Origin of the sequence: Methylobacterium sp. 2A, assembly GCF_009806555.1 — a bacterium.
In the GTDB taxonomy this organism is placed as follows: Bacteria; Pseudomonadota; Alphaproteobacteria; order Rhizobiales; family Beijerinckiaceae; genus Methylobacterium.
On the sequence record NZ_VUOK01000014.1, the window covers coordinates 24,503 to 45,228 of the forward strand.

Sequence of the window (20,726 nt, forward strand, 5' to 3'; positions counted from 1 at the left end):
GGACCGTCAGGCCCGCCGCCCGCCCGCCCCGGATCCGGTCCCATGATCGACGACATCGCCGCGAAGCTGTTCGACCCCCGGTTCATGGGGACGGCGCTGACCGCCATCGCGGCGGCGGCGACCGCCTTCGCGGTGGCGCAGCCGTTCTTCGAGACCGACAAGCTCGAGAAGCGGATGAAGCTCGTGGGCGACGAGCGCGAGCAGATCCGGCGGCGCGAGCGCGCGAAGGGCAACCAGACCGTCACCCGGGGCACGCTGCGCGTCGAGCCCAAGGCCTACATGAAGTCGATCGTCGAGCGGTATCAGCTCCAGCGCTGGCTCTCCACCGACACGGCCAAGCGCAAGCTGATGCAGGCGGGCTATCGCGGCCAGGGCGCGGAGACCGCGTTCCTGTTCTTCCGCCTCGTCGTGCCGGTCGCCGCGGTGATCGCCGCGCTGTTCTACCTGTTCGTGCTGGAGGCGCTCGACGTCTCCTACCTCATGCGGTTCGGTCTGGTGATCGGCGCCGCCTATGCCGGCATCAAGGCGCCTGAACTGTTCCTGGTCAACGCCGCCAAGAAGCGTCAGGCCGAGATCCGCAGGGCTTGGCCGGACGCCCTCGATCTGACCCTGATCTGCGTCGAGTCCGGCATGGCGATCGAGCACGCCTTCCGGAAGGTCAGCACCGAGATCGCCACCTCCTCGGTGGTGCTGGCCGAGGAGCTCGCGCTGATGACCGCCGAGATGTCGTTCCTGCCGGACCGGCGCCAGGCCTACGAGAATCTGGTGCTGCGCACCGGCCTCGACCCCGTCAAGGCGGTGGCGACCGCCCTGATCCAGGCCGAGCGCTATGGCACCCCGGTCGGCCAGGCGCTCCGGGTCCTCGCCCAGGAGAGCCGCGACCAGCGCATGACCGAAGCCGAGAAGAAGGCGGCGGGTCTCCCGCCCAAGCTCACGGTGCCGATGATCCTGTTCTTCCTGCCGGTGCTGTTCGTCGTCATCATCACGCCGGCCGTCATCCAGATCATGCGGACCCAGTGACGACCGGGGATGATGCCCCGGTCAGCGGATGCGGCCGGGACGGGTCGGCTCGAACACGATCCGGCGGTGATAGGCGCACCAGCTCTTGCCGTCGGCCACCGGCGCGCCGCAACAGACCGCCCGGTCATTCGGCTCGCCGATGATGTACTTGCACACGAAGGCGCCGGACTGCGCGAAGGGCACGCGCAGGTCGGCCGACGGCTCCTTGATGGTCTCGGCCTCGCCGATCTGGGACATGCGAACGAGTTGATTCATGGTGTCGATCGGCTCAATAATCATCCTGCTCGATGGGACCGTGAGCCCCGGCAGATGGAAGGGTCGGACGCCTCTCCCTCAGACAGTGACCCAGGGCAGCGTCCCGCGGGACGGCCTCCGAATCGACTCGCCTGACGCCGGCCCGGTCGGCCGGCACGATCAGCGTCATCTTGTTGTCGTAACTGGGGTTACGACAATTTAAAACAAGACCAACGTGCATGCGTTGCATCGGAGCACGGTGCGGGATGCGTAGCTGGCCGCCACGATTCCGGTTCGATTGGCATTCGCCGGGCTGACGAAACCGCGTGAACGCCCCGAATCGGTTCCTGCCCGGGCGTGCAAGCCGGATCGACCTGTGGTTTGGTGCCGGCTCCCGCGACCAGAGCCGGACTTGCCCATGGCCCACGCGCCCCTCGTGTCCCCCGATTGGCTGCACGACCGTCTGACCGCCCCCGACCTCGTGACCCTCGACGCCTCCTGGTATCTCCCGGCCGCCGGCCGGGATCCCGAGGCCGAGTTCCGCGCGGCCCATATCCCCGGCGCCCTGCGCTTCGACCTCGACGCCATGAGCGATACCGAGTCGAGCCTGCCGCACATGCTGCCCCGCCCGGAGGTCTTCGCCGCGCGGATGCGGGCGCTCGGCGTCGGCGACGGCCAGCAGATCGTGGTCTATGACGGGATGGGCCTGTTCTCGGCGCCGCGGGTCTGGTGGATGCTGAAGGCCTTCGGGGTGCGCGACGCCCTGGTGCTCGACGGCGGTCTTCCGGCCTGGGTGGCCGCGGGCTACCCCACCGAGGAGGGCGAGCCGCATCCGCGCGAGCGCCGGCACTTCACCGCCCGGCTCGACCACGGGGCGGTGGCGGATGCGGACGACGTCGCCCGCGCCCTGGCGAGCGGCTCGGCTCAGGTGGTGGATGCCCGCTCGGCCACGCGGTTCCGCGGCGAGGAGCCGGAGCCGCGCCCCGGCGTCCGCCCCGGCCACATGCCGGGCGCCTGCAACCTGCACTACGCGGCGCTGCAGCGCGACGGCCGGATGAAGAGCCCGGAGGAACTGGCCACAATCTTCGCGGAGAACGGCGTCGATCCGGACCGGCCGATCGTGACCACCTGCGGCTCTGGGGTGACCGCGGCCATCATCGCGCTCGCCCTGGAGACGATGGGCCGGCCCGCCCGCGGCCTCTATGACGGCTCCTGGTCGGAATGGGGCGCCGACCCGAACCGGACGGTGGTGACCGGAACTCCTTGAAGGCCGGCCGATCAAATCCGATATATCGAAAGCGCCTGCGGTTGGGCGCTCTCCGGAGAAGATCATGCCGCATCACGACACCATCGCCCTGTCGGGCACCGTTCAGCACGTCTTCGCGCACCGCTTCACCCTTGAGGCGGACGGGACGACACATCTCGCCGATCTCGGCCCCAAGGGCGCGGAGGCGTTCCCGCTCGCGGCAGGCCAGCATGTCAGCCTGGAGGGCGAGCGCCGTCCCTCGGAGATCAAGGTCACGCGGATCGCCGCCGCGGGCCGCGAGCCGGTGCTGATCCAGCACAGGAAGCCGCACCACCCGCCGGGCCCGGCGCGGCCGGACGTTCCGGCCGATCCCGCCCAGGCGCTCGCGGCGGCGGCTGCCAGCGGCTGGACGGTGACGGACATGCCGCGTCGGAAGCCCAAGCATTTCGAGCTTCTGGCCCACCGGGGCGATGACGTCGCCACGGAACTGCACGTCGATTTCGCCGGCTCGATCTACAAGCAGAAGCCGGCCGATCCCGCGAAATGGGCCGCGCTGGCCTGACGCTCACGACGGTGAGCCGGATCGACCCGTTCAAGAGCGGGGCGATCCGCGAATGCGCGGGATCCGGGCGCGGGGCGGCCTCCGGGCCACCCCGATCTCAGGCGGCCCGCACGGTGCGCCGCTTGTCGGCGGCGCCCCACTGCATCAGCCCGACCATCACGGCGATGGTGGCGACGTAGACAAGCCCCTGCAGGGCGGTCGGCCGGTCGGTATAGCCCACGAGGGCGTGCAGGATCCGGCCCGGCCAGGAATTCTCGGCGATCACGCCGGAGCTGTTCCAGAGGGTGTGGCCGAGGATGTCGACCACGCCGGCATTGGCCAGGAACTGGGCAGCCTGTGAGGCGAGGCCCGCGGCCAGGAAGGTGATCAGCACGCTCGTCACCGCGAACACGTAGCGGCTCGGGATCGAGGCCAGCCCGAAATACGTCACCGCCGAGAGCAGCGCGCCCGCTCCGATGCCGGCCACGGCGCCGAACTGGATATCCGCCCCCGAGGTGCCCGAGGCCACGAGGCCGTAGAGGAACAGCACCAGCTCGGCGCCCTCGCGCAGGATCGCGGCGCCGATCACGATGGAGAGGGCGGCGGCCTCGCGCTCGCCCGAGCGCACCGCCGCGCCGGCCGCGTGCAGCTCGCCCGCCAGCTCCTTGCCGTGCTTGCTCATCCAGGTGTTGTGCCAGACCAGCAGCAGCACCGCGACGATCAGCACGGCGGCGTTCAGAATGTCCTGCCCGCTGCCCTCGAAGGCGTCGGAGATTTTTTCTGCGAAGAGGGCCACGAGGGCGGCCCCACCCAATCCGCCCGCGATGCCCAGGAGCACCCAGCGCATCCGGCCGGGAATGCCGCGGGTCGCCGCCAGCACGATCGAGATGATGAGGCCTGCCTCGATGACTTCGCGGAAGGCGATGACGAAGGCGCCGATCATGGCGGTCTCCAGAAGTTGCGAGATGTCGCGAGATGTCGCGCGGACCGCGCTACCAGACCCAGAACATGAGGACCCAGTTGACGACCGACAGGGCGGCCGCACCGGCGATGCAGGTTGTGGCCGCGGCCCGCCGGATACCGGCCGCGCTGAGGCCCGCCACCCGCCACGCGAGCCAGACGCTCCACAGGCTCGCCCCGGCGAGCAGGGCGGCGCGCATCTCGGCCACGTGGGGAATCACGATGCCGTCGCCGCGCAGGAATGTGACGGTAAGCGCCGAGAGACCCAGGAAGACGCCGCAGCCCGCCACCGGGATCAGCGTCTGCGTCAGGTGGTGGAAGCGCCGCAGCGACCAGCCCCCGAGGGACAGGGTCGCCAGCGCCACGATCCCCGAAAGGGTGAGGCCGAGGATCACCGTCGCCGCGCCGATATAGGCCAGGAGCAGCCCGCCATCGAGCAGGGTCATGACGTCGTTGCGGTCGGGGTAGTTCGTCAGCACGAACCAGGGCGCGGACATCTCCAGCGGCCACGTGATCCCGCGGTCGATGAGCCAGGTGGCGGCCCATTGCTTGGCCTCGACGTACCAGGGGCTCGCCGACCATTGGAAGGCGCCCACCGCCAGGGCCAGCATGCCGAACAGGATCAGCACGGTCTGGTCGAGGTCCGGCTCGGTGCCGGCCACGTGCACGATCTCGTGGTTGGGCGAGCGCAGGGCGAGGCGCACCGCCCCGCGATGGCCGCTGCACCGCCCGCACATGTGGCAGGCCCCGGAGCCGCGCATCGTCCTCACCGGCACGAGCGGCGCGCAGTTGAACGCCTCGGTCCCCCGGGCGGGCTTGGGCGAGGCCGCCCAGGCGGCGTGGTCGACCTGGAAGCTCACGGGTGCGAGCTTCGACAGCACCGCGAAGACGCCGTTGACCGGACAGAGGTAGCGGCACCAGACCCGCTTGTTGCGCCCATAGAGCAGGCCCACCACGATCGCCGCGCAGGTCGAGCCGCCGAGGACCGCGAGGACCGGCTTCGGATAGCCGTACACGCTGGTCAACTGGCCGTAGACCGTGGTGCCGGCAAACGCCAGGAACGGCCAGCCCTGCCACGTGATCCAGCGCGGCACCGCATAGCCGCGGCTCCAGCGGCTGGCGACCTCGCTCAGCGCGCCCTCGGGGCAGAGCACGCCGCACCACGCCCGGCCGACCAGCACCATGCTGAGCAGCACGAACGGCCACCAGATCCCCCAGAAGGCGAACTGCGCGGCGAGCGTCAGGTTGGTCCAGATATGGGCGGCGTTATCGGGCAGCGGCAGCAGGGCGGGCACGATCACCAGCACCGCGTAGATGGCGATGATCAGCCACTGCACGGATCGGATCACCCAGCCATAGCGCCGCATCCCATCGCCGAACGCGGCAAGACGCGCGTCGATCCAGGCGCCGCGCGCGGGACGAGAGGCGGCCGGCAGGACTACAGGCGCTGTCGTCGACGCGCTCATTTGGCCACCAGGGTCGCCTTGGCGTCGGGGTGGAAATCGTCGAACACCTGATAGGTGCCGGCATCGAGGGTCCGGAACACGATCGCCGAGGTCGAACCCGCCGCCAGCGCCTTCTCGCGCTTCAGCTCCGTGCTCTCGAACTCGACGGGCGACTGCCCGGTATTCGAGATCTCCAGCTTGAACCGGGTGTTGGCCGGCACCTCGATCACCGCCGGCAGGATCACGCCGTCGCGCATCTCCACCTTGATCACCGGCATGTCGTCCGCCCGCACGGACCCGGCCGCAGAAGCGGCGAGGAGCAGGGCAGCGAGTGCGGCGATGCGCGGCGGGCGGGTCACGAAAATCTCCGGAAGCTCAGTAGGCGCCCTTCTTGCCGACGCCGGCGAAGGTGAAGTCCTGCACGACGTCGAACGGCTCGAACCACGGGCCGACCCCAGTCTCCTTGTCGACGTGACGGCCGAAATGGCTGTCCTTGCCGGGGGGCGCGACCGTGACCGTCAGGCGATAGCGGCCGGGGCCGAACAGCTTGACGTTGTCGCCGTAATGCGGCCCGTCATTGGCGACCATCGGCATCAGCATCCCGGCGACCTTCTGGTCGGTCGGCTTGTCGCCGTCGAGCTTCACCGCCTCGAAATGCACGTCGAGGGCCGGCACCCAATCGCCCTCGGCGAAGCCGTTGCGGTTGTCCTTGGCGGCGCGGATATCCGTCTCGAGGTGGATGTCCGACTGCGCGGCGTCGCGCATCATGCCGGCGGGCTCCATCTCGATCGGCTGGAGGTAGACCGCCGCGACCTCCAGGCCGTTGCGGGTCACGTGCGGGCCGATCGGCACCTCCTTGGCCGCTGCCGATCCCGCGGTCGCGAGAGCGGCGGCCACGACAAGGCCGCGGAGGAGCGATGGGGCGGTTGAGGCACGCATGTCGCAGCACATAAACGCTCACGGCAGAACTTCAAACAGGAATCGCACCACCATCAAATAATAACAATTCTAATCTGAAGGCCTTAGCGGGACCGCATTGCGTATTTGCCAGTCTCAGTCTTGCTCACCGGACATCGTAATCTGTTGCCAACAAGAATTTTCACAGGTCTGTGGCCAACCGGATCTTGACCAGTGCGTAAATCTCGGGATCGTCACGCAACTGCCACGCTGATGGCCGAGAACGTGCCTGAGGATCGGAAGCGGAGAGGCCGCTCATGCGACATTGCGCGCCGCACCGGTGTGCCATGGCTTGCGCGGGAGCAAAGCGGGTTTTAGCAGAAGCTATATTGTTGCTGTGAGTCGTATGAGAACCCGTTCCGCGCGCCCGGCTCCGACGAAACACGCTGCCCGGCCCGTGGTTCTGACCCAAGTGGCAGCGCTCATGCTGGCGCCTGCCGTCATCGCGCCCGCCGGCGCAGCCGACCTCGCGGTGCCGCGTCCGGCGGCGGAGGCGTCCGCCTACACCGACTGGTCGGGGGGCTATATCGGTCTCGAAGGCAGCGCGGGCGGTTCCTACGGGGCCTACAGCTTCGGTCCGACGACGATCGGCGGGCGGCCGGTGCCCGCGTTCAAGAGCGGTGACTCGACGGGCCGCAGCGACCAGGGGCGGAACGCCACCACGGCTGTGGGCGGGCTGTTCGGCGGCTGGAATTGGCAGACGGGCCCCTGGGTCTACGGCGTCGAGGCCAGCGTCGACGCGGCGAACCTGAAGCGGCCCGTTCCCTCGACCATCGCGGGCTTCGGCTACGCGGACATGGACCCGGCCTTCAACATCGTGCGCGCGAAGACCGATCTCTACGGCACCTTGCGCGCGCGGCTGGGCTACAGCTTCGACCGGTATCTGATCTACGGCGCCTTCGGCCTCGCCGGCGCCGACGCGCGCTTCCTCGCGACCTATCCGGATCTCGATGCGGGCGGCCAAGCCACGGCGCAGCGGGAACTCGGCTATCTCGGCTTCACCCTGGGCGCGGGGGTGCAATACGCCGTCAGCGACCACCTCGCCCTCGGAATCGACTATCGCTACATCGATCTCGGCGGCAGCCGGCGCTTTCCGCTGGGCCTCGTGCCCGGCGATGCGGGTGGCCCGGTCTCGACCCGGGCGAGCTTCACCTCGAACCAGATGTTCCTGCGGCTGATGTGGTTTCCCGACGGGCTGAAGGTGCCGCCCGACCCGGACGAGACCGCCCCGCACGATCCCGACAACGGCGATACCGGCCGCTTCTCGCTGCACGGACAGACCACACTGATCGCGCAGGGGGTCCCAGGCTTCCGCTCGCCCTACGAGGGCGCGCAGAGCCAGATCCCGCATCAGGCCCGGCAGACCACCACGGCCACGATCTTCCTCGGGCTCAAGCTCACCGACACCACGGAAGTCTACTACAACCCCGAATTCAGCCAGGGCTTCGGCCTGTCGCGCACGCTCGGCGTGGCCGGCTTCGTCAACGGCGAGGCGCAGAAGGCCGGCGCCCCGTTCCCGAAGCTGCGCTCGAACCGCTACTACGTGAAGCAGACGATCAACCTCGGCGGCGAGACCGTGGAGGTGCCGGACGGGCCGAACCAAGTCGCCACCCGCTACGATGCCGAGCGGATCACGCTGATCGCCGGCAAGTTCGCCCTGGGCGATTTCTTCGACGGCAACATCTACGCGCACGATCCGCGGGTCGACTTCTTCAACTGGTCGCTCTGGGGCTCCTCGGCCTGGGACTTTCCGGCCAACCTGCCGGGCTTCACGCAGGGCGTCTACGCCGAATACAACCGGCCCGAATTCGCGATCCGCGCCGCCTATACGCAGGTGCCCAAGGAACCGTCGAGCGACGTGCTCGACCCCCGGGTGTTCCGCCGCGCCGGGCTGAACGCGGAGTTCGAACAGCGCTACGTCCTGCCGGGGCTGGACCAGCCGGGCAAGCTGCGGTTCGGGCTGTTTTCCAATGTCGGCGTCTCGGCCAACAACCGGGAGGTTGTGACGCTGACGCAGCTCGGCGCCTTCGACGACATCAACGACGCGGTGGCGGCGACCCGGCGCCCCCGCCGCAAGACCGGCGGCTACATCAATCTGGAACAGGCCCTGACGCCCGAACTCGGCCTGTTCGCCCGGGCCAGCCTGAACGACGGCCGCACGGAGAACATCTCCTTCACCGATATCGACCAGAGTTTTTCGGGCGGCCTGTCCCTGAAGGGCAAGGCCTGGGACCGGCCGGACGACACGATCGGGATCGGCGCCGCGATGAACGGGCTCTCGCCCTCGCACCGGGCGGCCTTCGCGGCGGGCTTCTACGGGCTGCTGATCGGCGACGGGCGGCTCAATTACGGCACCGAGCGGGCGCTGGAGACCTACTACGCCCTGAACCTGACCAAGTTCGTGACCCTGACCTTCGACTACCAGTTCATCGACAACCCCGGCTACAACCGCGACCGCGGCCCGGCGCACTTCTTCGCCTCGCGGCTGCACGCGGATTTTTGACGCGGACGCCGGCTTGGATCGATCGCTCGGCCGAGCCATCGGTCGGCCACGCGATGCAGAGGCAAAGTCGTGCGACCAGATCAGCGAAGCTCATCCGGATAGGCTGTCACGAGGCGGACATCGGTCTCGTTCGGAGGCACGATCCAGACTGTCAGGATACAGGGATCGCGGCCGTCCGGCGTTCGAATGCGGCAGCGGACGACGCATCTTGTACCCCAGCGGTCACGCTCAATCTCGGCCACAGGATTATGGTCCGGGTGGGCGATCAAGGCGGCCGTGATGACGTCCAGGTGGCTGTCCGAGAAGCCGAGGGCCTGGAAGAACGCAGCTTTGGAACCGCCGACGGGATGATCGAGACGCAGCAGATAATCGGTAAGCTTGGCCGGCGGCACGATGCGCGGCGGAACCCGATCCCTCATAAAGCCGAAGCCCCGGATAGGTCGGACGCCAAAACCGTCGTGACCGCATGGAACGGCGCGATGAACTCCACCTCGTAGGCCTCACCGCCGCTGTGGATGAACACGATCGCGCCGCGGGCGCCCTCCGACAGTGTTCGCCCATCCTTCAGGGTCAGACTGCCTGAAAGCGTGACCATGCTGTGTTCGGGGATCACCATCGGCATCCCGGTGCCGAGCATCCGCCGAAGATTTCCAACAAAGCCGTCAGAGAAGACACCTTCCGCGATAGCCTTTCTCAAAAGGCGAAGAAGTTCGTCCTCAGGGAGGTCCAGGGGCCGCGGCTGGAAGCGACCATCCGTCCACCACAAGAAGCGTATCTCGTCGACTCCGGTGGACTTGATCCTGAGCCGCTCGATTCGCGCACCACCTTCATCTGCACGGGCGATCTCATCCGCATCCTTCGTCGAGCGCATCGGTGGCCCCTCCGCGGCGACACATTACAGGAAGGCAGCGACACGCAAGGCGCCTACAGCTCGCTCCCGGTCCCGAGTTCCATCGCCGTCGCCCCAAAGATCTCCTCGAAGGTGGCCCGGAGCTGCATGTCCACCTCGGCCAGGGTCACCGGCAGGCCGAGATCGACGAGGCTCGTCACGCCGTGCTGGCGCACGCCGCAGGGCACGATCCCGTCGAAATGCGAGAGGTCCGGCTCGACGTTCAGGCTGATGCCGTGAAAACTCACCCAGCGGCGCACCCGGATGCCGATCGCCGCGATCTTGTCCTCGACGTCCGGCCCCTTCTCCGGGCGGCGCACCCAGACGCCGACCCGGTCCTCCCGGCGCTCGCCGCGGACGTTGAAGGCCGCGAGCGTCGCGATCAGCCACGCCTCCAGGCTCGCCACATAGGCGCGCAGGTCGCGGCTGCGGCGGTCGAGGTCGAGCATCACGTAGGCGACCCGCTGGCCGGGCCCGTGATAGGTGTACTGCCCGCCCCGCCCGGTCGCGTGGACCGGGAACCGGTCCGGCGCCACGAGATCCTCCGGCCGGGCCGAGGTCCCGGCCGTGTAGAGCGGCGGGTGCTCAAGCAGCCAGACGCATTCGGGCGCCGCGCCGCGGGCGATCGCCTCGGCCCGCGCCTCCATCCAGGCGATGGCGGCGTCGTACGCGACGGGCGCATCGCTGACCCGCCACGCCACCGGCCCCGCGACCGGATCGGAGCCGGGCCGCTTCGGGAAGGCGTGCGGGCCGACCATGAGGCGCGTCGCGTTTACCAAGGCTTCACCATCCTGCGTCGATGGTCGAAGCCTTCAACATCCGCGGCCGGCGGTTGCAAGGGTGTGGCCGCGAAACGGGATGGCGGGTTGTGGCGGTCTTCGAGACGCTGAAGGTCGATCTGACGGTGGTGCTGGGCCGCACGCGCATGCCGCTGCACATGCTGCTGCGCATGGGCCGCGGCGCCGTGATCGAGCTGGAGGCCAGCGACAGCGACATGGTCGAGATCCTGGCCAATGACCACCCGATCGCCCGCGGGCAGATCGTGGTGACGGGCGACCGCATCTCCGTCGAAGTCACGGAGCTGATTCGCAAGGCGGCCTCGATCGTGGAGCCCGGCGCCAGCATCGGCGACGGGGCGGCCTCGCTTCTGGAAAGCGGCTACGAGTCGGCGTGAGGAGGCCGGCGCCCCGACCCTAGCGCGGCCCTTCCGTACCGAGAACCGTCCGGATGGCCGGCGCCAGGGCACTCGCCAGCCTGCGATGGTCTTCCGGCGACAGGTGCAGCCCGTCCTCTCCATGGGCGGCCCCACCGATGGCCGAAGCGGCGTCGATCCACGGCAGCCCTGCCTCAGTCGCCGCGTGCCGGAAGGCGGCTGCGAACTGCACCGACTTCTCGCGGCCGCCCGCGTATTGCCGGTCCCAGTCCTCAATCGGCATTGAGGCAATCTGCACGGGCGAGACCAATAGGACCTTAGGAGCCGGATAGGCGGTCCCGATCCCGCCCGACGCGGCCTGAACCTGCCGGGCCAGCCTGACGGCAGCCGCCGCGACCGCGTCCGGTTGTCGTTGATAGCGGGCCTGAAGGTCGTTGGTGCCGAGCATGATGACGACCAGATCGAGCGGCATATTGGCCGCTAGAGCGGCCGGCAGATGCTTGAGGCCGTTGAATGTGTCCGGGCGGATGATGCTGGTGGGCCAATCCTCTCCATCGAGATCGGTGGTGCGCAGGTTGAGGCCGTCCTCCACGATCTCGTAGCCGCTTCCGAGCTCCCGTTGGAGGAGACCAGTCCAGCGCTGCTCCCGCGGATAGCGATGCGTCAGCTGACCATCGGAGCGCGCCACGTAGCCCCACGTGTTGCTGTCGCCGTAGGCGAGGATCCGGCGCGGCTCCGCGCGGGCCGGATTCGTCATGCCGAACAGAGCGCTGATCGCCAGCGTCCCAATCGTCGTCACGATATGCCGCCTCATCCCGCACCCCAAATTTTTGCATCGATCACTTCGAAAATACGGCGCCTTGCCGACGCGGTGTCAAGCCCCTATTGCAGTGATCGCTATGGAAATGAGCGTGCCCGAGGGCCGACGGCGCCGAGGCCGTCCGCGGCAGTTCGACCGCGACGAGGCCGTCGCGACGGCGCTGAGGCTGTTTCAGGAGCGCGGATACGAAGGCACATCGATCGCCGACCTGACCGACGCCATCGGGATCTCGGCGACCAGCCTCTACGGCGTGTTCGCGAGCAAGGAATCGCTCTTCGAGGAAGCGGTCGATCTCTATCGGAAGCGGGACGGCGCCTTTGCCGAAGCCGCGCTGGATCGACCCGGGCCTGCGATCGCGGTCATCCACGACCTCCTGATGGAAGCGGCGCAGCACTACGCCAGTGGGAGCGGGCGCGGCTGCTTCATAGCGCTGGGCGTCCTGAGCTGCGCCGTGGAGCATCGCGCCGTCGCGGACCGCATGGCGGCCCGGCGCCTGGCGGCCCGAGACAGGATCAAGTCCCGGCTGGATCGCGCCAAGCTGGAGGGTGAGCTGTCGGCCTCTGCAGACACGCAGGCTCTGGCGGCGTTCTACGCCGCGACGCTCCAGGGCCTGTCGGTACAGGCCCGGGACGGCGCAACCGAGCGGGAGCTTCGTCAGATCGCGGATCTGGCGCTCGCCCCCCTCCGCGCCGTCCTCGCGCCGACGCGATGAGCGAAGCGCTTGTCGGCGGCGGAACGATCTGTTATCCGCTGCGCCGCCGACACCGTATCGGCCTCCGGGATCTCCCGCGGGCCGTCTGTGTCGAGCGAGCGGACACGGATCATCGCGTCCGATGCGGCCATGGCGGAATTGGTAGACGCGCTAGCTTGAGGTGCTAGTCCCGCGAGGGGTGGAGGTTCGAGTCCTCTTGGCCGCACCAATCTTTTCTCGAATGATGAGAAGAGATTCGGTGCTGAACGTGACGCGGGCGATCGTCCCTCACACAGATATCCGACACAGCGTTACGCGAACGGCCATTCCCGAAGGTGGAGTGGGCCGTCGATTGATGGACGGCCCTCGTCCTGACGCACAATCACCGCGCCGGCCGCACCGGTGTCAGGACTTTGAGCTGACACGCGACCCCGCCTCGGTTCAGCGGCCCGCTGGCGTGCCGGAATTGCCGTGCTGGTATCCTGAGGCGTTCGGCGGGCCCTTCATCTTGCCGTTCTGACTGGCTGTGTTGTCCGGAGTGGTCGCTCCGGCAGTCCCGGTGGTCTCGGCCTTGCCGAAGCCGGCGGCGTTGGGCGAGCCCTGCATCCGGGGCGTCCTACCGGACGTACCGGCGGCGCCCGTGTTTTCGGCGGCCAAGCCGGCGGTTCCCATCGACATCAGGGCCACGGCCGCGATGAGTGCGGTCTTGCGCATGGCAGACTCCTTGAGCGTTCCATGATCGCGTCTCACGCGCGATCGAACGACAACGCCCATGATGGACCCGCGTTCACGTCGCCGCGGCCTCCGCGGGGCTATCGGACGGTGATCGCATTCTTGATGGTGTCGTAATCGCTCCGCTTCAGGACGCGCCGCGACAGGAGTTCATCGGGCGCGGCGTAGGGGCGGAACTCGACGATTCTCCGGCCGATCATGCCGGCCCCGAGCGCGTTCAACTGCTCGACCGACGCCGTGTTGAGATCGACGCTGCCGCCCGGCATCGAAGATGGTTCATCGGCGCCGCCGGGAGCCGTCTCCGTCCTCAGGCCCGTCGTGGACGCGCCGTCCGGTTGCCGGGCGGGAGAACTCAGATCAGCCGGTGGGCCGGAGGTCACCGAAGGCGTGGCCGGAGCGGTGGCGGGCGGCGACGAAACCGGAGGCGCCGCCGCCATCCCCGGCCCGGAGGGCGATCCCGGCGCGATGGCCCGGATCGCCTGTCCCTTGGCATCCACGGGCGTTCGCGCCTGTTGCGACAGGGGAATCGCCGCGGAGGCCCGCTTGTCCGGGCCGCCTTGCGGACGAGGGCCGTAGCCGATCCATAGCGCCGCGAAGATGACCGCGATCACCGCCAGGCCGGCGCTCACCGACAGAACAGAACGGATCATTCTCCCCCCTCTTGAGCGGGCCGGATGCCTGTCGAGCCGCGCCATCATCCGCGCTTCCTCAAGGATTGCGCAGGGCAATTCAAGATTCGTTCGAGCTTCGCGGGGCCGTGTCGGGGCGGGTGATTGCCCGTCCTCGGGATCGGGCTGCGCCGCTGGACCAACGGCCCCGTGCAGCGAGTCGGGCGCCACAATGTCCATCGAGCTGTGCGCCCGAGGGGGCGGTGCCATGCGCCGGGGCCAGTCGGATCGCGTTGACTTCGCAGCCGCACACCCGCATATCGGCGATGCAGCGTCAGCGGCCGTCATGGCCCGCTTGAGGGGGCTGCGTGACGGATCGGGCGCCTTCCGGCGTGATCCGGCCCCCCTCTTCATAACGTGCATGCACCCGGGCCGCCCCATCACGCGGGCTGCCCCCTGCCAACGGACCGGCCTGAACACAGCACTGCTCGCGCGTCATGCGCAGCGCCCGGCCGATCCTGCTGCATCGGATACATCCTTGACCCAATTCACCGATTTCGGCCTCGCCCAGCCCGTGCTGCGGGCGCTCAGCGAGGCCGGCTACGTCGCGCCGACCCCGATCCAGGCCCAGGCGATCCCGCCCGCCATGGAGGGCCGCGACCTCTGCGGCATCGCCCAGACCGGCACCGGCAAGACCGCGGCCTTCGCGCTGCCGATCCTGCACCGCCTCTCGCTCTCGGACCGCCGCGCCCCGCGCCGCGGCTGCCGGGTGCTGGTGCTCTCGCCGACCCGCGAGCTCGCCAACCAGATCGCCGAATCGTTCTCCGATTACGGCCGCCACCTGCACTACACCACCACGGTCGTGTTCGGCGGCGTCACCATCAGCCGCCAGGAGCGGGCGCTGGCGCCGGGCGTCGACATCCTCGTCGCCACGCCGGGCCGGCTGATCGACCTCGTCGATCGGCGCTCCCTGACCCTGGAGGGCGTCGAGATCCTCGTCCTCGACGAGGCCGACCAGATGCTCGATCTCGGCTTCATCCACGCCCTCAAGCGCATCGTGAAGATGCTGCCCGAGAAGCGCCAGAGCCTGTTCTTCTCGGCCACCATGCCGAAGAACATCGCCGGCCTCGCGAGCCAGTACCTGAAGGATCCCGTGCAGGTCGCGGTGACGCCGGTCGCCACCACGGCCGAGCGGGTCGAGCAGCAGGTGATCTTCGTCCATACCGGCGCCAAGCAGGCGCTGCTGGGCCACATCCTGCGCGATCCGGCGATCGACCGGGTGCTGGTCTTCACCCGCACCAAGCACGGCGCCGACCGCGTCGTCCGCGGCCTCGACAAGGTCGGCATCGCGGCCGCCGCGATCCACGGCAACAAGAGCCAGCCCCAGCGTGAGCGGGCGCTCGCCGCCTTCAAGGACGGCTCCTGCCGGGTTCTGGTCGCCACCGACATCGCCGCCCGCGGCATCGACGTCGAGGGCGTGAGCCACGTGGTCAATTTCGACCTGCCGAACGTGCCGGAGAGCTACGTCCACCGGATCGGCCGCACCGCGCGCGCCGGGGCCGACGGGCTCGCCATCTCGTTCTGCAACGACGAGGAGAAGGCCTACCTGCGCGACATCGAGCGGATCACCCGCCAGAAGGTGCCGGTGGCGGGCTTCCCCGAGGGCTTCACCCCGCCGTCCCGCCAGGAGGCGGCCGAGATCGCCCGCGAGGAGGAGCGCCGGCCCGAGCGGCAGCAGCAGCGCCCCGGCGGCGGCCGTCCGGGCCAGCGGCCCCGGCAGCAGCAGGGTCGTCCCCAGCAGGGTCGTCCCGAGGGCGGCCGCGGCTTCGGCGGCCAGGGCGCGCCCCGGCAGGGTCGGCCGCAGGACGGTCGGGCCGACAACCGCGGTCCCGCTCCGCAGGGTCGTGAGGCTCGCGCGGACCGGCCGGCCCGGCCTCAGGGCGAGCGCCCGAACCAGGGCCGCCCGAACCGTGACGGCCGGCCCCAGCGGGCGGATGCCCGCCCGCGCAGCGGCGGCGGCGAGGGTCGCAACATCGGCTGGCTGGAGCGGGCTCCCCGCTCCTGACCCCACCACGACATCTCTGACGAAAGAACCGCCCGGGACGACACCGTCCCGGGCGGTTCTTTTTGGGCTCACAGATCCGTGAGGAGCCTTAGGTTGCTCTCGTAGCAGCTCGATCACGCATTAGTTGATCGCGCCGGCCGCAAGGCCCTCAGACCAATCATCGGAGAAAACGCCTCATGCCCAGGATTCTCGTCCCGGCCGCCGCACTCATGGCGGCGTCGCTGTCCCCGGCTCTGGCTCTCGAAGTCACGAAATCCGTCGACGTAGCCGCATCGCCGGAGACGGTCTGGAAGACCATCGGCGGCTTCTGCGGCATCGGCGATTGGCACCCGGTGATCGAGAAATGCGCCCTGTCCAAGAAGGGCGGCAAGGACGTCCGCACGCTCAGCCTGAAGGGCGGCGGCACGATCGTCGAGGAGGAAGAGTCCCGCAGCGACAAGAAGATGGACTACACCTACACGATCCTGGAAGGCCCGCTGCCCGTCACCGACTACCGCTCCACCCTCATAGTGGCGAAGGCCGGCAACGGCGCCAAGGTGACGTGGACGGGCACGTTCAAGGCCAGGGGCGCCCCGGACGACAAGGCCAAGGAGGCGATCGCGGGCGTCTATGATGCCGGCCTCAAGGGCATCGCCGAGAAGGCGAAGTAAGCGGGATTGATCCGCGTGCGGGGAAGCGTCGCCGCTGTCCCGCATCCGGCCTCGGCGTCCCGCACCGCTATGGCGCCTTCCCTTCCCGGCCTCGCAACCCATCTCATCGAGCGGATCGTCAGGAATCGGCATCATGCGGTTCGAACTCTACCGGGACGCCAAGGGCGAATGGCGCTGGCGCCTGCGGGCGCGCAACGGCGAGGTGATCGCCGAGTCGGGTGAGGGCTATGTCCGCCGCGAGGATTGCGAGCACGGCATCGCCCTCGTGCGGCAATGCGCCGAGGCGCGCATCGAGGACATGACCACGAAGATCGCCTGACGCTGCGTCTTTCAACGCGTGGTCAACCCTGTCCGAAACTCCGCAGCGGTTACGCTGCAACGCTTCGCCTCGCCCATGCGTTGCAGCGTTTCGGACCGGGCGGTGGGTTCTCGCTTCCCGTGCGGTTCGTCGTCCGAGACGCAATCACATAAGGGAGTCGAGACCGTGCTGAGGAAATTCCTGCTCGCGGCCCTGCTGGTGCTGGGCTTCGCGGCCGCGGCGCCGGAGGGCGCGTCCGCTGCGCCGATCGGCCCGGGGCTCGCCCTGCCGGCCAGTGCCGCCCCGGCGGCAGCGACCGAGAAGGCCCAGTACTACTACCGCCGCCGGTTCTACGGCCCGCGGCCCTATTGGCGCCGTCCCTACTACCGCCGCCGGTTCTACGGCCCGCGTCCCTACTGGCGCCGTCCCTATTACCGCCGCCGGTTCTACTACTAAGCCGATCCCGGCCTGATCGCCCCGGCGGCTCCCCGAGCCGCCGGGTTTTTCGTGCCCCGATTCGGGATGCGCATGGAGGGCCCATGCGGTATGATGCAGGCGACGGGACCGGCGGCGACAGATCGGCCGGCCCGGGAGGACGCCCGATGAACGATCTTGCCCAGAGCGCCGAATCCGCCTCGGCGACGCCGGACCTCTGGCAATCGATCCCGCTCGAATGCATCCTGAGCGCGGCCGCCATCCTGCTGGCGGCGGGGCTCAAGCTCGCCGGCCTTCTGGTCTGACGGCGCGCGACGGACGGGGTGGGCGGCATGCAGCACGTCGGAATCGCATCGGCCGCGGGCGTGGCGCCGCCCCCGGAGATCGACGTGCCCAAAGGCGACCTGACGGTGCGCACCATCGCGATGCCGGCCGACACCAACGCCAACGGCGACATCTTCGGCGGCTGGGTTCTGTCGCAGATGGATCAGGCCGGCGGCATCGCGGGGGTCGACCGCGCCCAGGGCCGGGTCGTCACCGTGGCGCTCGACGCCATGACGTTCATCCGGCCGGTCCGGGTCGGCGACGTGCTGTGCGTCTACACCCGGGTCTCGCATGTCGGCCGCACCTCGATGAAGATCGAGGTCGAGGCCTGGGCGCGGCGCTTCTGCACCCAGGTCCGCGAGCGGGTGACGCAGGCCACCCTCACCTTCGTGGCGATCGACGAGGCCGGCCGCCCGCGGCCGATCCCGCCGGCGGTCCCCTCGCCGCCTGCCGTTACTTGATCACCGCGCAGGCGACCCGGTCGCCGGCGCCGCCGATCGGCTGGCTGGTGTGGTCGTCCTCGTTGGCGTGGATGATCAGCGCCGAGCCGTCGCCGTCCTTCAGGCCGCCCTCCCCGTTGAGCGGCGTCTCGCTCCAGACCTCGGCGTTGGCCGAGCCGTCCTGCGCCACGTAGAGGTTCGGCAGGTCGCCCTCGTCGGGTCCGTCCGGGTTGAGCAGGCCGTGCTTGCTCTGATCGTGGTTCACATGCGCCTTGGAGTTCAGAAACTTCGGATCGGAGCAATCGCCGACGGCGTGGAAATGCATGCCGTGCCAGCCGGGCGACAGGGCACCGGCCTGGAGGGCGACGCGCAGCACGAGGGCGTTGGCGCCGTCGCGGATCGCCAGCGAGCCGATCGTATCGCCCTTGGCGTTCTTGATCGGGGCCGAGAAGGTTTCGGCGGCCTTCGCGGCCTCCTTCGGGGGCTCCTGGGCTTGGGCGCCGCCCGCGGCGGCGGTGGCGAGCACTGCGAGCAGCGGCAGGGTACGGATCATGCGGTGGCTCTCCTGTCAGGCCCGGTCTAGTTAGGGAGTGCGCGGCCCTCCGGAAGGGCCTTGCGCGGGAACCTATGCCGCAGATCTGCCGGGACCGCACGAAGCCCTGATGACCTCTGACCGGACGATACCGGACCACGCCGCGGCCGCACGGCGCGCCGACCTGTTCCTGGTGGAGCACGGCCATTTCGAGAGCCGGGCCCGGGCGCAGGCGGCGATCCGCGCCGGAAAGGTGCGCGTCGACGGCCGGCCGCTCGCGCGCGCCTCGGAGACGATCGAACCGGGCGCCCGGATCGAGGCCGCCCCGGAACACCCCTATGCCTCGCGCGGCGGCCTCAAGCTGGAAGCGGCCCTGGACGCGTTCGGCCTCGATCCGGCGGGCCGCGTCGCCCTTGATGTCGGCGCCTCCACCGGCGGCTTCACCGACGTGCTGCTCGCCCGCGGGGCGCGCCACGTCCACGCGGTCGATGTCGGGCGGGGACAGCTCCATCCGCGGCTCGCGGCCGATCCCCGCGTCACGAACCGGGAGGGCACCGATATCCGCAGCCTCGATCCCGCTCAGCTGACGCCGCGCCCGGACCTTGCGAGCGTCGATGTCAGCTTCATCGGCCTGCGCCTCGTGCTGCCGGTGCTGCCGGCGCTCCTGACACCGGGCGCGAACCTCGTCGCGCTGATCAAGCCGCAATTCGAGGCCGGCCGTGATCGGATCGGCCGGGGCGGCCTCGTGCGCGATCCGGCCGTCCATGCCGAGGTCTGCGCCGCCGCGCGCGGCGAGCTGGAGCGGCTCGGCGCCACGATCCTGGGCCTGATCGCCTCCCCCGTCACCGGCGGCGACGGCAATGCCGAATTCCTGGTCGGCGCGAGGTTTTCGTGAGCGAGCCCCTGAGCGAGACGGTCACGATCCGGGATCTCGGCGCCCGCGGCGACGGCATCGCGGAGGATGGGACCCTGGTCCCGTACGCGCTGCCCGGCGAACGCGTCGCGATCCGGCGCGAGGGGCGCCGCGCCGAACTGCTCGGCATCGAACAGGCCTCCGCCGACCGCGTCGCGCCGTTCTGCCCCTACATCATGCGCTGCGGCGGCTGCCGCACGCAGCACCTCGCCCGACCGGCCGAGCTCGCCTGGAAGCGCGGCCTCGTCGCGCAGGCCCTGTCGCAGGCCGGGCTCGACGTCGAGCCCGAACCGGCCCTCGACGCCCACGGTGCCGGGCGGCGGCGGCTCACGCTGCATGTCCGCGCCGTCGAGGGCCGGGCCGAGGCCGGCCTGATGGCGGCGCGCAGCCACAAGCTGGTGCCGATCGACCATTGCCCGATCACCGTGCCGGCGCTGCATCCGGCGCCCGAGGTGGCGCGCCGCCTCGCCGCCCCCCTCGGGCACGGCCGCAAGCCCCTCGACGTGGCCGTCACCGCCACCGACCAGGGTCTCGACGTCGACCTGCGCGGCCACGGCCCGGTGAGCGCGGGCGTCGGCGCCGCCCTGGTGCGGATCGCGGGCGAACTCGGGCTCGCCCGGCTGTCGCTCCACGGCGAGCGCCTGATGGAGGCCGAGCCGGTCTCGGTGACCCGCGGCGACACGCGCCTGTACCCGCCGCCCGGCGGGTTCCTTCAGGCCACGGCCGCCGGACAGGCGGTCCTCGCCGAGCTGACCCTCGCAGCCCTCGGATCCCGCCTGCGCCGGGTCGCCGACCTGTTCGCGGGCTGCGGGCCGCTCAGCCTCGCCATGGCCAAGCGCGCCGCGATCCATGCCGTGGAATCCGATGCGGCGGCGCTGGCCGGTCTCGACCGGGCCGCCCGCGCGGCGACGGGCCTCCGGCAGATCACCACCGAGCGCCGCGACCTGTTCCGCCGGCCGCTTCTGCCCCTTGAGCTCGACGCCTTCGACGCGGTGGTGTTCGATCCGCCCCGGGCCGGCGCGGAGGCCCAGGCCCGTCAGCTCGCCGCGTCCCGGGTGCCGCTGGTGATCGGCATCGCCTGCGACGCCGGCACCTTCGCCCGCGACGCCGCCACCCTCGCGGCCGGTGGCTACCGGCTGGAATCGGTCACGCCGGTCGACCAGTTCCGCCACGCGGGGCATGTCGAGATGGTCGGCGTGTTCCGGCGCGCCGCACGGCATCGATGAGACACGCAACCTGCGGGGGAGTCTCACGTTCTCTCGGCGACTGG

General features: G+C 69.8%; 26 protein-coding genes and 1 tRNA gene. 15 read left to right on the top strand and 12 right to left on the bottom strand.

What is annotated here, in order from left to right; all coding sequences use genetic code 11:
• The first annotated feature begins 42 nt into the window (after positions 1-42).
• Positions 43-1,020 carry a type II secretion system F family protein gene (locus tag FVE89_RS07400; RefSeq protein ID WP_160533402.1) on the top strand — a complete coding sequence of 326 codons (978 nt, stop codon included), beginning with the start codon at positions 43-45 and terminating at the stop codon, positions 1,018-1,020.
• Between the two features lie 21 nt (positions 1,021-1,041).
• Here the strand turns inward: FVE89_RS07400 and FVE89_RS07405 are convergent, their stop codons facing one another.
• Positions 1,042-1,275: a GcrA family cell cycle regulator gene (locus FVE89_RS07405; protein ID WP_160533403.1), complete on the bottom strand. Its 234-nt coding sequence runs from the start codon at positions 1,273-1,275 to the stop codon at positions 1,042-1,044.
• A gap of 397 nt (positions 1,276-1,672) precedes the next feature.
• On the opposite strand from FVE89_RS07405, the gene sseA reads away from it, so the two are divergent.
• The gene (sseA, locus tag FVE89_RS07410) at positions 1,673-2,521 is read left to right on the top strand and encodes a 3-mercaptopyruvate sulfurtransferase (RefSeq protein WP_160533404.1); all 849 of its coding nucleotides are present in this window, start codon (positions 1,673-1,675) and stop codon (positions 2,519-2,521) included.
• A gap of 64 nt (positions 2,522-2,585) precedes the next feature.
• Positions 2,586-3,062, top strand: a complete 477-nt coding sequence (locus FVE89_RS07415; RefSeq protein ID WP_160533405.1) for a hypothetical protein — start codon at positions 2,586-2,588, stop codon at positions 3,060-3,062.
• A gap of 97 nt (positions 3,063-3,159) precedes the next feature.
• Here the strand turns inward: FVE89_RS07415 and FVE89_RS07420 are convergent, their stop codons facing one another.
• From FVE89_RS07420 to FVE89_RS07435, 4 genes are read right to left on the bottom strand one after another with little or no spacing between them, the layout of a single operon-like run.
• Positions 3,160-3,984, bottom strand: a complete 825-nt coding sequence (locus FVE89_RS07420; RefSeq protein WP_160533406.1) for an FTR1 family protein — start codon at positions 3,982-3,984, stop codon at positions 3,160-3,162.
• Positions 3,985-4,033: 49 nt separating this feature from the next.
• On the bottom strand, positions 4,034-5,467 hold the full coding sequence (locus FVE89_RS07425; RefSeq protein WP_160533407.1) for a 4Fe-4S binding protein: 1,434 nt from the start codon (positions 5,465-5,467) through the stop codon (positions 4,034-4,036).
• Positions 5,464-5,805 carry a cupredoxin domain-containing protein gene (locus FVE89_RS07430; protein WP_160533408.1) on the bottom strand — a complete coding sequence of 114 codons (342 nt, stop codon included), beginning with the start codon at positions 5,803-5,805 and terminating at the stop codon, positions 5,464-5,466. Before FVE89_RS07430 ends, FVE89_RS07425 begins: the two co-directional genes overlap by 4 nt.
• Before the next feature lie 16 nt (positions 5,806-5,821).
• Positions 5,822-6,385, bottom strand: a complete 564-nt coding sequence (locus FVE89_RS07435; RefSeq protein ID WP_246730534.1) for an iron transporter — start codon at positions 6,383-6,385, stop codon at positions 5,822-5,824.
• A 442-nt stretch (positions 6,386-6,827) separates the two neighbouring features.
• Here FVE89_RS07435 and FVE89_RS07440 point away from each other — a divergent pair, with 442 nt between their 5' ends.
• Positions 6,828-8,906: a carbohydrate porin gene (locus tag FVE89_RS07440; protein WP_202130663.1), complete on the top strand. Its 2,079-nt coding sequence runs from the start codon at positions 6,828-6,830 to the stop codon at positions 8,904-8,906.
• Between the two features lie 80 nt (positions 8,907-8,986).
• Here the strand turns inward: FVE89_RS07440 and FVE89_RS07445 are convergent, their stop codons facing one another.
• Genes FVE89_RS07445 through lipB form a run of 3 tightly spaced genes read right to left on the bottom strand, consistent with a single transcriptional unit; the run spans position 8,987 to position 10,574 of the window.
• The gene (locus tag FVE89_RS07445; RefSeq protein WP_160533411.1) at positions 8,987-9,325 is read right to left on the bottom strand and encodes a DUF6883 domain-containing protein; all 339 of its coding nucleotides are present in this window, start codon (positions 9,323-9,325) and stop codon (positions 8,987-8,989) included.
• Positions 9,322-9,777, bottom strand: coding sequence for a hypothetical protein (locus FVE89_RS07450; RefSeq protein WP_160533412.1), 456 nt, complete (start codon positions 9,775-9,777; stop codon positions 9,322-9,324). Before FVE89_RS07450 ends, FVE89_RS07445 begins: the two co-directional genes overlap by 4 nt.
• A gap of 53 nt (positions 9,778-9,830) precedes the next feature.
• A complete protein-coding gene (lipB, locus tag FVE89_RS07455; protein WP_160533413.1) occupies positions 9,831-10,574 on the bottom strand; it encodes a lipoyl(octanoyl) transferase LipB in 744 nt (247 codons plus the stop codon).
• Positions 10,575-10,663: 89 nt separating this feature from the next.
• Here lipB and FVE89_RS07460 point away from each other — a divergent pair, with 89 nt between their 5' ends.
• Positions 10,664-10,969 (top strand): FliM/FliN family flagellar motor switch protein, encoded by a 306-nt coding sequence (locus FVE89_RS07460; protein ID WP_160533414.1) that lies wholly within the window; start codon positions 10,664-10,666, stop codon positions 10,967-10,969.
• A gap of 19 nt (positions 10,970-10,988) precedes the next feature.
• Here the strand turns inward: FVE89_RS07460 and FVE89_RS07465 are convergent, their stop codons facing one another.
• Positions 10,989-11,705, bottom strand: coding sequence for a GDSL-type esterase/lipase family protein (locus FVE89_RS07465; protein WP_160533415.1), 717 nt, complete (start codon positions 11,703-11,705; stop codon positions 10,989-10,991).
• Here FVE89_RS07465 and FVE89_RS07470 point away from each other — a divergent pair.
• Together FVE89_RS07470 and FVE89_RS07475 are read left to right on the top strand one after the other, a co-directional pair.
• Positions 11,704-12,480: a TetR/AcrR family transcriptional regulator gene (locus tag FVE89_RS07470; RefSeq protein WP_160533416.1), complete on the top strand. Its 777-nt coding sequence runs from the start codon at positions 11,704-11,706 to the stop codon at positions 12,478-12,480. The genes FVE89_RS07465 and FVE89_RS07470 overlap by 2 nt on opposite strands.
• 123 nt (positions 12,481-12,603) lie before the next feature.
• Positions 12,604-12,688 (top strand) — tRNA-Leu (locus tag FVE89_RS07475).
• A 212-nt stretch (positions 12,689-12,900) separates the two neighbouring features.
• On the opposite strand, the gene FVE89_RS07480 is transcribed toward FVE89_RS07475, so the two are convergent.
• Complete coding sequence (locus FVE89_RS07480) at positions 12,901-13,173, bottom strand: hypothetical protein (protein ID WP_160533417.1); 273 nt, start codon at positions 13,171-13,173, stop codon at positions 12,901-12,903.
• Positions 13,174-13,271: 98 nt separating this feature from the next.
• Positions 13,272-13,889 carry a helix-hairpin-helix domain-containing protein gene (locus FVE89_RS07485; RefSeq protein ID WP_246730535.1) on the bottom strand — a complete coding sequence of 206 codons (618 nt, stop codon included), beginning with the start codon at positions 13,887-13,889 and terminating at the stop codon, positions 13,272-13,274.
• A 448-nt stretch (positions 13,890-14,337) separates the two neighbouring features.
• On the opposite strand from FVE89_RS07485, the gene FVE89_RS07490 reads away from it, so the two are divergent.
• The 6 genes from FVE89_RS07490 to FVE89_RS07510 all read left to right on the top strand — a co-directional run bounded on the left by FVE89_RS07490 (position 14,338) and on the right by FVE89_RS07510 (position 18,032).
• Positions 14,338-15,864 (top strand): DEAD/DEAH box helicase, encoded by a 1,527-nt coding sequence (locus FVE89_RS07490; protein ID WP_160533418.1) that lies wholly within the window; start codon positions 14,338-14,340, stop codon positions 15,862-15,864.
• Between the two features lie 176 nt (positions 15,865-16,040).
• Positions 16,041-16,514 (top strand): SRPBCC family protein, encoded by a 474-nt coding sequence (locus FVE89_RS07495; protein WP_160533419.1) that lies wholly within the window; start codon positions 16,041-16,043, stop codon positions 16,512-16,514.
• Positions 16,515-16,647: 133 nt separating this feature from the next.
• Complete coding sequence (locus FVE89_RS07500) at positions 16,648-16,833, top strand: DUF1508 domain-containing protein (protein WP_160533420.1); 186 nt, start codon at positions 16,648-16,650, stop codon at positions 16,831-16,833.
• Between the two features lie 165 nt (positions 16,834-16,998).
• Positions 16,999-17,268, top strand: a complete 270-nt coding sequence (locus FVE89_RS07505) for a hypothetical protein (RefSeq protein WP_160533421.1) — start codon at positions 16,999-17,001, stop codon at positions 17,266-17,268.
• Between the two features lie 146 nt (positions 17,269-17,414).
• Positions 17,415-17,552 (top strand): hypothetical protein, encoded by a 138-nt coding sequence (locus tag FVE89_RS30465; protein WP_202130655.1) that lies wholly within the window; start codon positions 17,415-17,417, stop codon positions 17,550-17,552.
• 27 nt (positions 17,553-17,579) lie between these two features.
• Positions 17,580-18,032: an acyl-CoA thioesterase gene (locus FVE89_RS07510; protein ID WP_202130656.1), complete on the top strand. Its 453-nt coding sequence runs from the start codon at positions 17,580-17,582 to the stop codon at positions 18,030-18,032.
• On the opposite strand, the gene FVE89_RS07515 is transcribed toward FVE89_RS07510, so the two are convergent.
• Positions 18,025-18,564 carry a superoxide dismutase family protein gene (locus FVE89_RS07515; RefSeq protein WP_160533422.1) on the bottom strand — a complete coding sequence of 180 codons (540 nt, stop codon included), beginning with the start codon at positions 18,562-18,564 and terminating at the stop codon, positions 18,025-18,027. The genes FVE89_RS07510 and FVE89_RS07515 overlap by 8 nt on opposite strands.
• Before the next feature lie 109 nt (positions 18,565-18,673).
• On the opposite strand from FVE89_RS07515, the gene FVE89_RS07520 reads away from it, so the two are divergent.
• Both FVE89_RS07520 and FVE89_RS07525 read left to right on the top strand, forming a co-directional pair.
• Entirely contained in the window at positions 18,674-19,438 is a 765-nt protein-coding gene (locus FVE89_RS07520) for a TlyA family RNA methyltransferase (protein ID WP_160533423.1), read from the top strand.
• Positions 19,435-20,682 carry a methyltransferase gene (locus FVE89_RS07525; RefSeq protein WP_160533424.1) on the top strand — a complete coding sequence of 416 codons (1,248 nt, stop codon included), beginning with the start codon at positions 19,435-19,437 and terminating at the stop codon, positions 20,680-20,682. The genes FVE89_RS07520 and FVE89_RS07525 overlap by 4 nt, the downstream gene beginning before the upstream one ends.
• Positions 20,683-20,726: the final 44 nt, after the last annotated feature.